Source organism: Pseudomonas sp. CHM02, assembly GCF_000612585.1.
GTDB lineage: Bacteria > Pseudomonadota > Gammaproteobacteria > Pseudomonadales > Pseudomonadaceae > Aquipseudomonas.
In genome coordinates this window covers 129,574-141,575 of the sequence record NZ_JFCA01000008.1, presented here as the reverse complement: position 1 = coordinate 141,575, position 12,002 = coordinate 129,574, and the positions used below count along the sequence as shown (strand labels likewise).

The 12,002-nt window shown below is 59.6% G+C and carries 10 protein-coding genes; 8 read left to right on the top strand and 2 right to left on the bottom strand.

Annotated elements, in window-relative coordinates; translation table 11 throughout:
- Nucleotides 1-87: 87 nt before the first annotated feature.
- On the bottom strand, nt 88-1,434 hold the full coding sequence (locus tag BM70_RS0106255; protein ID WP_025855200.1) for an MFS transporter: 1,347 nt from the start codon (nt 1,432-1,434) through the stop codon (nt 88-90).
- Between the two features lie 251 nt (nt 1,435-1,685).
- On the opposite strand from BM70_RS0106255, the gene BM70_RS0106250 reads away from it, so the two are divergent.
- The 3 genes from BM70_RS0106250 to BM70_RS0106240 all read left to right on the top strand — a co-directional run bounded on the left by BM70_RS0106250 (nt 1,686) and on the right by BM70_RS0106240 (nt 6,836).
- The gene (locus BM70_RS0106250) at nt 1,686-2,051 is read left to right on the top strand and encodes a YkgJ family cysteine cluster protein (protein WP_025855199.1); all 366 of its coding nucleotides are present in this window, start codon (nt 1,686-1,688) and stop codon (nt 2,049-2,051) included.
- A gap of 138 nt (nt 2,052-2,189) precedes the next feature.
- A complete protein-coding gene (locus BM70_RS0106245) occupies nt 2,190-4,454 on the top strand; it encodes a bifunctional diguanylate cyclase/phosphodiesterase (protein ID WP_025855198.1) in 2,265 nt (754 codons plus the stop codon).
- Between the two features lie 204 nt (nt 4,455-4,658).
- Entirely contained in the window at nt 4,659-6,836 is a 2,178-nt protein-coding gene (locus BM70_RS0106240) for a hypothetical protein (RefSeq protein WP_025855197.1), read from the top strand.
- A 229-nt stretch (nt 6,837-7,065) separates the two neighbouring features.
- Here the strand turns inward: BM70_RS0106240 and BM70_RS0106235 are convergent, their stop codons facing one another.
- A complete protein-coding gene (locus tag BM70_RS0106235) occupies nt 7,066-7,368 on the bottom strand; it encodes a DUF2288 domain-containing protein (RefSeq protein ID WP_025855196.1) in 303 nt (100 codons plus the stop codon).
- A gap of 341 nt (nt 7,369-7,709) precedes the next feature.
- On the opposite strand from BM70_RS0106235, the gene BM70_RS0106230 reads away from it, so the two are divergent.
- From BM70_RS0106230 to livG, 5 genes are read left to right on the top strand one after another with little or no spacing between them, the layout of a single operon-like run.
- The gene (locus BM70_RS0106230) at nt 7,710-8,837 is read left to right on the top strand and encodes a branched-chain amino acid ABC transporter substrate-binding protein (protein ID WP_025855195.1); all 1,128 of its coding nucleotides are present in this window, start codon (nt 7,710-7,712) and stop codon (nt 8,835-8,837) included.
- 45 nt (nt 8,838-8,882) lie between these two features.
- On the top strand, nt 8,883-9,065 hold the full coding sequence (locus BM70_RS33020; protein ID WP_155952131.1) for a hypothetical protein: 183 nt from the start codon (nt 8,883-8,885) through the stop codon (nt 9,063-9,065).
- Complete coding sequence (gene livH, locus BM70_RS0106225; protein ID WP_025855194.1) at nt 9,065-9,988, top strand: high-affinity branched-chain amino acid ABC transporter permease LivH; 924 nt, start codon at nt 9,065-9,067, stop codon at nt 9,986-9,988. Before BM70_RS33020 ends, livH begins: the two co-directional genes overlap by 1 nt.
- Nucleotides 9,985-11,238, top strand: coding sequence for a high-affinity branched-chain amino acid ABC transporter permease LivM (locus BM70_RS0106220; RefSeq protein ID WP_025855193.1), 1,254 nt, complete (start codon nt 9,985-9,987; stop codon nt 11,236-11,238). The genes livH and BM70_RS0106220 overlap by 4 nt, the downstream gene beginning before the upstream one ends.
- The gene (gene livG, locus BM70_RS0106215) at nt 11,235-12,002 is read left to right on the top strand and encodes a high-affinity branched-chain amino acid ABC transporter ATP-binding protein LivG (RefSeq protein WP_025855192.1); all 768 of its coding nucleotides are present in this window, start codon (nt 11,235-11,237) and stop codon (nt 12,000-12,002) included. Before BM70_RS0106220 ends, livG begins: the two co-directional genes overlap by 4 nt.

Sequence of the window (12,002 nt, the reverse complement as noted above, 5' to 3'; positions counted from 1 at the left end):
CTGCAAGAATGCGGCGTCTGGTTTTGGGGCGGCTTCGCCGCCCAGCGCGGGGCAAGCCCGCTCACCACAGCAAGCCCGCTCACTACATCAAGCAGGGACACCGGCGGCCGGCACCTCCACCCCGCTCAACCCATCCTTCATCCGCTTGGCATCGCGCACAAAACTGCGCGACGCCTGGAACAGAAACAGCATGGTCAGGAACAACGCTACCGGAATCAGGTACATGGCGTCATGCAGGCCCACCGCCTTGTAAGCCTCGGTCATCTGCTCCGCCCCCGCCGCATACATCGCCGAATGGGCGAAATGGTCGGACAAGCCGCCCACCACAATCGGCCCCATGCCACCGCCCAGCAAGTACAAGCCGGCGAAGAACAGTGCCATGGCCGTGGCCCGCAGGCGCGGTTCGACCACGTCCTGGATCGCCGTGTACACGCAGGTGTAGAAGTTATAAGCGAACAGCCAGCCCACACTGAACAGCGCCACGAACACACCGATCTCGATGCGCCCGGCGTGCAACGCCCAGGCTGTGGTCACGGTGGAGATGATCAGGCTGAACGCGGCAAACAACAGCCGGCCGTTGGCGACACGCTGATGGATCTTGTCGGCGATCCAGCCACCCAGGGTCAGGCCCACCAGGCCGGTGATCCCAACGATGACCCCGGTGGCGACGGCCGCTTCTTGCAAGGGCATCAGGAAGTAGCGCTGCAACATCGGCACCAGGAATGAGTTGCAGGCATACGTCGCGAAGTTGAAGCACAACCCGGCCAACACCAGCCACAGGAAGGTCGGCACCGCCAGCACGCGGCGGATCGGGCGGTCGACGCGCTCCTGGGAAACTTGCACGGTTTCCGCCGCGCCGCGCTTGGGTTCCTTGATATAGAACATGAACACCGCGAGGATCAGCCCCGGCACCGCCGCGATAAAGAACGGTGCGCGCCAGCTGTCGAACGCCTTGACCATCCAGCCGATGGTGAAGAACGCCAGCAACAGCCCCAACGGCAGGCCCAGCATGAAAATCCCCATGGCCCGCGCACGACGGTGCGCCGGGAACAGGTCGCCGATCAGCGAGTTGGCGGCCGGCGCATAGCTGGCTTCGCCGATGCCGATGCCCATGCGCACCAGCAAAAACGTCCAGAAACTGCCGACCATGCCGTTGACCGCCGTCAGCCCGCTCCAGGCGAACAGGCCCCAGCCCATCAGCTTGCTGCGCGAGCCGGTATCGGCCAGGCGCCCGAGGGGCAGGCCGGCAATGGCGTAGACGATGGTGAAGGCGGTGCCGATGATCCCGAGCTGAAAGTCGCTCAGGTGCCATTCCATGCGGATCGGCTCGATGATGATCGCCGGGATGGTGCGATCGAAGAAATTGAACAGGTTGGCGAGGAACAGCAGGAACAGAATGCGCCAGGCATTCGCCGCTTGGGTCGAGTTCTGCATGGGTCCGTCTCTTTTATTGTTATGAGAGCTGCGATGCCCGATGCATCCTGCCCGGTACCTGCAACATAGTCAGGCGGGCGGCGGTTGTCTGTAATGATTCGTAAAGCTGATAGGGCATGATTTCACCCGGCAGCACGGGACTTTGCCCACAAAAATATAAGTGCGCGCCCCCCTTCCCAACGGCCATGGCACGGATAGAATGGCGAGCCTTCCGTAATACCCAACGCCCACTTTTCTTATCGATGACGCCCATGTCCGAAGCCAGTCCGTGTCTGAATTGCGGTGCCTGCTGTTCACACTTTCGTGTGTCTTTCTTCTGGGGAGAGTGCGCCTCGTCGGGGGGCACGGTGCCTGATGACCTGGTGGTGCAGATCAACCCCAGCCGTGTGGCGATGATCGGTACCGACCAGAAACCCGCGCGTTGCTGCAGCCTTGAAGGCGAAGTGGGCCAAGGCACGCGGTGCACGATCTACGAGCAGCGCTCAAGTGTGTGCCGCGAATTCGAAGCGTCGTGGCATCAGGGCGTGCAGAACGTCGATTGCGATGCGGCCCGTGCGGCCTTTGGCCTGGCACCACTGGAAGCCCCCTTCGAGCTGGACCTGCCCATCAGCGCTTAGCATCAAACGCTATGGGCGGCATGCCAAAATGGTAGAGGGCAAAGTGCCATTACACCTTGCGAATTCTCCTACGCTTCTATACTCGACCTCATAGGTCATCGCCGTAGGCAGTGACGTGACTCTATGACGGGACATGCTATGGAATGGCTGGGTCTGCATTTTTTTACCGAGCTTCCAGAGAGCGGGCACTTATTACTCAATTGCAGTCATAACCCCTTCCTGGTGTTGTTGGCCTACCTGGTCGCTTGCGCGGCGGGTTTCGGCACGCTGGACATGGCCGAGCGGGTCGGTCATGTCGAGGACCCAACCGCGAGGCGCAACTGGCGCTGGCTTGGCGCCAGCTGCCTGGCAGGCGGCATCTGGGCCACCCACTTCATCAGCATGCTGGCCTTCCAGGCGCCTATTGCCATTCATTACGAATTGCTCATGACGTTCGCGTCGTTGCTGATCGCCCTGGTCGCATCGTTGTTCGCCATGCAAACCCTCAGTCATTCCCACCTGCGCTTCCACCAGTATGCGTTGGCGTCGGTCTGGATGGGCATCGGCATCGCGTTGATGCACTACGTCGGCATGTCGGCCATGCGTTCCCAGGCCCAGGTGTACTTTGAATCGGGGCTGTTCATGGCGTCGATCGGCATTGCCATTGGCGCCAGCCTGGCGGCGCTGCTGCTGTCGAGTTACCTGCGCGACGGTGCCGGAGTGTTCCACCAGTTGCTCAAGTATGCTGCCAGCCTGGTACTCGGCGCCGGTATCCTCAGCATGCATTTCACCGGCATGGCCGCCATGCGCCTGATGGTGCCCACCGGTGCTGACCTGTCGCTGCCGCTGGACAACAACCCCATCCAGCTCGGACTGTCGGTGGCCGTCATTACCCTGCTGGTGATCGGCAGCAGCATCAGTGCCGCCCTGGCCGACAAGAAGCTGCAACACAAGGAACGCGACCTGCGCCGGGTCAATGCCTTGCTCAGCGAACTCGACCAGGCCCGCGCTTCGCTGCAACAGGTCGCCCATTACGATGCCCTGACCAGCCTGCTCAATCGCCGGGGTTTCAATCAGATCTTTGCAGAGAAACTCGCCGAAAAAACCGCATCAAAAGGCATGATGGCGGTCATCTTCCTCGATATCGATCACTTCAAACGCATCAACGACAGCCTCGGCCATGACGCCGGTGACCAGTTGCTCACCGTGCTCGCCGGGCATATCAAGAGTTCAGTGCGCAGCCATGCGGATGTGGTTGCACGGTTTGGCGGCGATGAGTTCTGCATCCTGATCAGCATCCACCACCGTGATGAAGCCCGGCACCTGGCCCAGCGCATCATGCAGCAGATGAAGGACCCCATCGAACTGGCCGGCCGGCGCATGGTGATGACCACGAGCATTGGTATCAGCCTGTTTCCCGATGATGGCGTAACCTGCGAAGAGCTGCTGAAAACCGCCGACCTGGCGCTGTACCAATCCAAGGACGCCGGGCGTAACAGCCTGAATTTCTTCAGCTCGAACCTGAAGACCCGCGCCTTCCTCGAACTGCAACTGGAAGAAGAACTGCGCGGCGCCCTGCGCACCCGCAACCAACTGGTGTTGTTCTACCAACCGATCTTTGACATGAAACGGGGCAAGGTCACGCGACTGGAAGCCCTGGTGCGCTGGCAGCACCCCCAGCACGGGTTGCTGGCGCCCGACCGTTTTATCGGCATCGCCGAAAGCAACGGTTTGATCGCCGAATTGGACCACTGGGTACTGCGCCAAGCCTGTCATGACCTGAGCCTGCTGTCTGACAGGGGCTATACCGAACTGACCATGTCGGTGAACTGCTCGGCCCTCAACCTGGCCCGTGATGAGCTGGCGGATGAAATTGAAGACGCCCTGCGCTTCAGCGGAATAGGCGCCAACCGCCTGGAACTGGAAGTCACCGAAAATGCGCTGATGGGCAACATCAGCAGCACCCTGGCACTGCTGCGCCAAATCCGTGCCCTGGGCGTATCACTGGCCATCGACGACTTTGGCACCGGCTATTCCTCCCTGGCCTACCTCAAGCGCCTGCCACTCAATACCTTGAAGATCGACCGCTCGTTTATCCAGGACATTCCCAAGTCCACCGCCGATATCGAGATTGTCCAGGCGGTCATCGGCATGGCCCATACCCTGCACCTGCAAGTCGTCACCGAGGGCGTGGAAACCCAGGCCCAGTTCGAGCTGCTGCTCAAGCATGGCTGCGACTTCGTCCAGGGTTACCTGTTGAGCCCGGCGGTGGCGTTCAGCGACATCATTGGAGTGATCCAGGGCATCGGCATGCGCAACTCGCTCTACCCGCACAGCGTGGTGGGCGCCAAGGACAGCAGCCCGCCGAACGAGCCTTCTCCGAACCGCAATGGCCCCACGTCCATCGTCAGGCCAATTCGCTGACGCCCAATCTTTGGCATTTCGCCATCATTTGCCTAAAGAACGCCGGCAAACGGCCGATTCATCAGAGTCCGGCCAGGTTTTTCCTGAAAACATCAGGGTTAAACCCACTCGCCCAGGACAAGGACGCACTGTAAAGTCGCGAACACCCATTCCGTGATGGCCCCTTGATATCTTTCAGCCATCCGCCCAGGCACATGGCGCACAATGACTTCCAAAAATAACTCTGCCACCGTGGTATCCGACGTGTTGCTCCCAGCTCCTGCGGACAAACCCTCAGGTTCAAAGTCATTGAGCACCGCCCGCCCGCTGGCCACCCAGCAGTACCTGTACTTCACCGAAACCAATACCGATCGCATCCTCGACAACCTCGATGGCCTGCGCGACATGGTGTTCCCGCGCCCGCCGCACCTGGAAGGCGACAGCGATCCGCGCAACGAGCAGGAATTCCCCTCGGTGTGCCTGATCGGCCTGGGCCGATGCGGTTCGAACATCGCGCTGGACGTGGCCGAGTTGGTGTACAACGCCCGCAAGTTCTACCTGAACGAATTCAGCAACGAAGACAAGACGCAGGACAAGGGTTACAGCCCGGCCCAGTGGATCCGCAACAACCTGCGCCTGGGCAGCGGCAAGGCCAGCAAACCGGTGTTCCTGGTGGAACCGCTGGTGATGCTCGGCGACCTCGACAAGGACATTGCCGGGCGCATCCGTTTCTCGCGCAAAGGCGAGAAAAGCGGCTTTCTGCGCGACTACAGCAAAATGAAAATCATGGACCTGTCGGAGGTCCATGCCGGTGGTGCCGGTAACGCGCCGATCCTCGGCCAGTACCTGGCCAAGATCATCCTCAATAAAGACACTCAGCGTTTTTCCAGCCCCGACTGGAAAATGATCCACTCGTACCTGATCGACTCCTGCGGCATCAAGGCCAACCAGTCGCGCCTGTACTTCTCGATCTTCAGCGCCGGCGGCGGTACCGGTTCGGGCATGGCCTCCGAATTCGGCCTGGCCCAGCAACACTCGTACATGAACAAGACATTCGACACCAAGCCTGCCGACGAGCACGACAGCAAGAGCGGCCACGCCTTTGTGTTCGAGCCGATCTTCACCAGCGGCATCTGTGTGCTGCCGAATATCTCCGACCACCGCAGTGAAATGTCCGAAGCGCTGCACATCAACGCCGGTCGACTGCTGTGCAAATACCTGTCGGAAGAATGGGATTTCTCGTACAACTTCGCCAATGAAGACAGCAGCGAAGCCAGCGTGAAGGGGCGGATCCGGCCATGGAACGCGATGATGCTGATTTCCAACGACATCATGCGTTATGCCGAGGAAAGCGATGACGGCAATATCCAGAACATTGACGTCAATGCCATGGAAAAACACGCCAACCAGTACATCTCGCAGCAGATCTTCAACATCCTCACCGCCCAGGCCGTGACCACTGACTACGACCAGAACTACTTCCGGCGCGCCGGTATCGACATCGGCGAAACCATTCGCCTGGATGCCAACGACCTGTTCATGAGCCTGGCCGGCCCGGTGGCGATTGCCTACGCAGAATCCGTGGTCCCGGAAACGCCGGCGCCGTCGAACGACAAATTCAAGGTGTTCGAGAAAGAGCCACAGCGCTTGAACATCGACGACCTGTTCTTCCGCTCCATCGACCTGCCGCACTTCAACAAGGTCACCCAGGCCATCGAAGGCATCAGCCTGTTGCCGATCGAATCCAAGCGCTACAAGGCCTCCCTGGAGCAGTACAAGAACTCCGGCTACGATGCGGCCGCGCTGCATGACCTGCACTTCTTCAAGAACTGCTCGTCGGTGGTGTCCATCGTGTCGTTGCCCAAGGACTACAAACTGTCCTACATGGACCTGAACCGGCTCAAGACCCACCTCAACAGCCTGTTCCCCAACACCACCCTCAAGCGCTACGCCCTGGTGATCGGCGCCTCGGCCAACCTGTCGTTGACCACCCTGATCGCGAAGAGCCCGTGCCTGTCGGATGACTTCCTCACGCTGATCGTGGCGTTTATCAAACGCTGCTTTGCGCGCAACCCGTACCGTTTCGACGACACCCTGGACAACTCGATCCTGGACTTCATCATCCACGAGGACTTCGACGAAGACCGTATCGACGAGCTGCTCAACGAGTTCGAGAACCCGGCGAAGATCCTCGATACCAACTGGTATGCGATCAAGCCGATGTATGAGAAGAAGTACCGCGAGCTGATCAACGACAAAGAGAAGTTCGTGTCGATCAATGACATTCGCCTGTCACGGGACTGCGTGAAGAAAGCGATCAAGTACCTGCGCGAGATCTATCGCCACCGCATCGGCAAGACCAAGGTCATCTCGCTGAACAATCACACCGGCAAGACCGGCTGATCGGCTTGCCTGCTGTAGGCGCCGGCAAGCCGGCGCCTACAGGGGAATGCGAACATACCGGGAAACAATTTCCCGGCGATTCCGCCACCGCCAAAACTGTTCCCGTGACGTTTACGTCACCCTGATCTGTGACCTTTCTCTACGGCAAGGTGCCATCATGGGCTCAGCGGTTACTCCGCTACACACTTGCAGCGGCATATACGACGCACCTTTTTAGTGCAACGCTTTCTCAGACCGCCCTTTCCTGGATCAGAATCCACGGCGATACCACCACCGCCCACAGGCCCGGATCACGCGCCACCAGGTCCAATGCCCGCGTCGCAGACACCTCGCCCAGGGTCCCCGCGGCCAACCACGCAGCGACTTTGTCACGGCTGTCCTCGGCCATTGCCTCGGCGGCTTCAATCAAATCCAGGCCCGCGTCGACCCACAATAGGGCACCCTTGGCAAAGAACGGCTCAAGCTCCTTCCAGGAAATTTCGGCGGTTTCACCGAGCAGCTTGGCATAGAGGGTGCTTGGTTCTTGCGTCATGGGAGTTCACCTTGGGAAAAAATCGGCGCAATCATAGCGTCACACCTCAAGCAGAAAAACCCAGTTGCAAATGAGTCAACGATTGAAAGTGTCAGGAAAGCCAAGGATTGCCCGAAACTCTGGCATCACCCCGCCGCAATTCTGTCTTTTTCTTTCATTTAAGCGACATACCCGGGTTTTGCCCCCAGCAGCCAGCTTTTCAAGCGATCAACCGGCGCTCTACACTGTACCGGTACAGTTGCCAGGGCACTGCCGGGGGGATATCCGAGATATCTGATCCGGTTCTGCAGCTCACAAGGCCGCTAGAACTATAAAAAATACAACAGTAAGAGTGGAGCACTATGAATAAGGCTACTAAGCAGATTTCCAAACTGTTTGCCGCTATGGTCCTGGCTGGGGTTGCCGGCCATTCGTTCGCAGCCGACACCATCAAGATCGGCATCGCCGGGCCTAAAACCGGCCCAGTGACGCAATATGGCGACATGCAATTCATGGGTGCCAAGCAAGCCATCGCCGACATCAACGCCAAGGGCGGCGTCGACGGCAAATTGCTTGAAGCCAAGGAATACGACGACGCTTGCGATCCTAAACAAGCCGTTGCCGTAGCCAACAAAGTGGTCAACGACGGCGTCAAGTTCGTGGTCGGTCACCTGTGCTCCAGCTCCACTCAGCCAGCCTCCGACATCTATGAAGACGAAGGCGTGATCATGATTACCCCGGCTGCCACCAGCCCGGAAATCACCTCTCGTGGCTACAAGCTGGTGTTCCGTACCATCGGCCTGGACAGCGCCCAAGGCCCAGCGGCCGGCAACTACATCGCCGACCACGTGAAGCCGAAAGTCGTCGCGGTCATCCACGACAAACAGCAATACGGTGAAGGTATCGCCACCGCCGTCAAACAAACCCTGGAGAAGAAAGGCGTGAAAGTTGCCCTCTTCGAAGGCATCAACGCTGGCGACAAAGACTTCGGCTCGCTGATCCAGAAGCTCAAGCAAGCCAACGTCGACTTCGTCTACTACGGCGGCTACCACCCTGAACTGGGCCTGATCCTGCGCCAAGCCAAGGAAAAAGGCGTGAACGCCAAGTTCATGGGCCCTGAAGGCGTCGGTAACGACTCCATCTCGCAAATCGCCCAGAACGCTTCCGAAGGCCTGCTGGTGACCCTGCCGAAGTCTTTCGACACCGATCCGGCCAACAAGGCCATCGTTGAAGAGTTCACCAAGAACAAGCAGGACCCAACCGGTCCGTTCGTGTTCCCGGCCTACTCGGCTGTTGAAGTCATCGCCGGCGGTATCGCTGCCGCGAAGTCCGAAGACACCGCCAAAGTGGCTGCGGCCATCCACGCAGGTACCTTCAAGACCCCAACCGGCGACCTGAGCTTCGACGCGAAGGGCGACCTGAAGGACTTCAAGTTCGTGGTCTACGAATGGCACTTCGGCAAACCAAAAACCGAAGTTTCCCCTCAGTAAGCCAGGCGTTACTGGTCAACAAGCCCACTGTGCAAGCAGTGGGCTTTGTTTTACGAGGTTTATGGGCCTGACACCCGCGATCCGGGCGCTGGCTCACCTGAAAATCTTAAAACCGTCACCAGCGGTTCGCTGGCAAACGCTTTGTGCAACCTGAGCACAGAACAGGGCACCGAGCCGGAAATTGACTCCACCAGTGAAATGCGTATCGGGTTTTTAGGAGCGCTGTAATGCCTGAGATCTATCATTTTTTCCAAACGCTGGTTAACGGCATGACCGTTGGCAGCACCTATGCCTTGATAGCCATTGGCTACACAATGGTTTACGGCATCATTGGAATGATCAACTTCGCCCATGGCGAGGTGTACATGATTGGCTCCTACGTGGCCTTTATCGCCCTTGCCGGGCTGGCCATGATGGGTATCCATTCCCTGCCGCTGTTGATGACCGCTGCGTTCCTTGCGTCGATCATCGTGACCAGTGCCTATGGCTACAGTATCGAGCGCGTTGCCTACCGTCCCTTGCGTGGCAGCAACCGTTTGATCCCACTGATTTCCGCCATCGGCATGTCGATTTTCCTGCAGAACACCGTATTGCTGTCCCAGGACTCCAAGGACAAGTCCATTCCCAACCTGATTCCGGGGAGCTTCTCCTTCGGCCCGGGTGGCGCACAAGAAGTGCTGATTTCGTACATGCAGGTGCTGGTCTTCGTCGTCACGCTGGTGGCGATGCTGGGCCTGACCCTGTTCATCTCCCGCTCCCGCCTGGGGCGTGCCTGCCGGGCCTGCGCCGAAGACATCAAGATGGCCAACCTGCTGGGCATCAACACCAACAACATCATCGCCCTGACCTTCGTGATCGGCGCCGCACTGGCCGCCGTCGCGGCGGTGCTGCTGAGCATGCAGTACGGCGTGATCAACCCCAACGCCGGTTTCCTGGTAGGCCTCAAGGCCTTTACCGCAGCGGTATTGGGCGGCATCGGCAGTATCCCGGGCGCGATGCTCGGTGGCCTGGTGCTGGGTGTGGCCGAAGCCTTTGGTGCCGATATCTTCGGCGACCAGTACAAGGACGTCGTGGCGTTCGGCCTGTTGGTTCTGGTGCTGTTGTTCCGTCCGACCGGCATCCTGGGCCGTCCGGAGGTTGAGAAAGTATGAGCAGATATCTTAAATCGGCGTTTTTCAGCGCCTTGCTGGTCTGGGCCGTGGCCTTTCCGGTACTCGGCCTCAAGCTGAGCATTGTCGGCATCAACCTGGAAGTGCATGGTACCGGTCCCGTGACCCTGACCATCATCGCCCTGTGTTCGGTGCTGATGTTCCTGCGCGTGCTGTTCAGCGATCAGGTCGGTGCCTTGCTCAAGAGCAACCGCGGGCCGCTGGTATCGCCCAAGGTCAGCCAATTCCTGACCCTGCCGCGCACCCAGCGCTACATCATCATTGCCCTGATCATCGCCGCGTTGATCTGGCCGTTCTTCGGCTCACGCGGCGCGGTCGACATCGCCACCCTGATCCTGATCTACGTGTTGCTGGGCCTGGGCCTGAACATCGTAGTGGGCCTGGCCGGCCTGCTTGACCTGGGTTACGTGGGCTTCTACGCCGTGGGTGCCTACACCTACGCGCTGCTCTCGCATTACCTGGGCTGGAGCTTCTGGATCTGCCTGCCGCTGGCGGGTATGGCGGCGGCCACGTTCGGCTTCCTGCTGGGCTTCCCGGTACTGCGCCTGCGCGGTGACTACCTGGCGATCGTGACCCTGGGCTTCGGCGAAATCATCCGTCTGTTCCTGCGTAACCTCACCGATATCACTGGCGGCCCCAACGGTATCAGCAGCATCCCCAAGCCGACGTTCTTCGGCCTGACGTTCGACCGCACCGCCGCCGAGGGCATGCAGACCTTCCATGAGTACTTCGGGATCGATTACAACCCGGTGAGCAAAGTGGTGTTCCTGTACCTGGTGGCGCTGTTGCTGGCACTGGCGGCATTGTTCGTGATCAACCGCCTGCTGCGCATGCCGATCGGTCGCGCATGGGAAGCGCTGCGCGAAGATGAGATCGCCTGCCGTGCACTGGGCCTGAACCCGACCATCATCAAGCTCTCCGCCTTTACCCTGGGTGCTGCGTTCGCCGGTTTCGCCGGCAGCTTCTTCGCCGCGCGCCAAGGCCTGGTGACCCCGGAGTCGTTCACCTTCATCGAGTCGGCGATCATCCTCGCCATCGTCGTGTTGGGTGGCATGGGCTCGCAACTGGGCGTGATCCTGGCCGCGATCGTGATGATCCTGCTGCCGGAAATGATGCGTGAGTTCAGCGAATACCGCATGTTGATGTTCGGCGCCATGATGGTGCTGATGATGATCTGGCGCCCTCAAGGCCTGCTGCCCATGCAACGTCCACACATGGAGCTGCGCAAATGAGCCGCGAGATCCTGAAAGTCGAAAACTTGAGCATGCGCTTCGGCGGCTTGCTGGCGGTCAATGGCGTGGCCCTGACCGTGAAAGAGAAACAAGTCGTGGCACTGATCGGCCCCAACGGCGCCGGCAAGACCACCGTGTTCAACTGCCTCACCGGTTTCTACAAGCCGAGCGGTGGCAGCATCCTGCTGGACGCCCAGCCGATCCAGGGCCTGGCCGGTCACGAGATCGCCCGCAAGGGCGTGGTGCGGACCTTCCAGAACGTGCGGTTGTTCAAGGACATGACGGCGGTCGAGAACCTGCTGATCGCCCAGCACCGTCACTTGAACACCAACTTCTTCGCCGGTCTGTTCAAGACCCCCGCGTTCCGCAAAAGCGAACGCGAGGCCATGGAATATGCGGAGTACTGGCTGGACAAGGTCAACCTCACCGAGTTTGCCAACCGCCCTGCCGGCACCCTGGCCTATGGTCAGCAACGTCGCCTGGAAATCGCCCGCTGCATGATGACCCGTCCGCGGATCCTCATGCTCGACGAACCGGCCGCCGGCCTGAACCCCAAGGAAACCGAAGACCTCAAGGCGCTGATCAGCGTATTGCGTGAAGAAAACAACGCCACGGTGCTGTTGATCGAACACGACATGAAACTGGTCATGAGCATTTCCGACCACATCGTGGTGATCAACCAGGGCACGCCTTTGGCCGACGGGACACCGGAGCAGATCCGCGACAATCCTGAAGTGATCAAAGCCTATTTGGGGGAAGCGTAA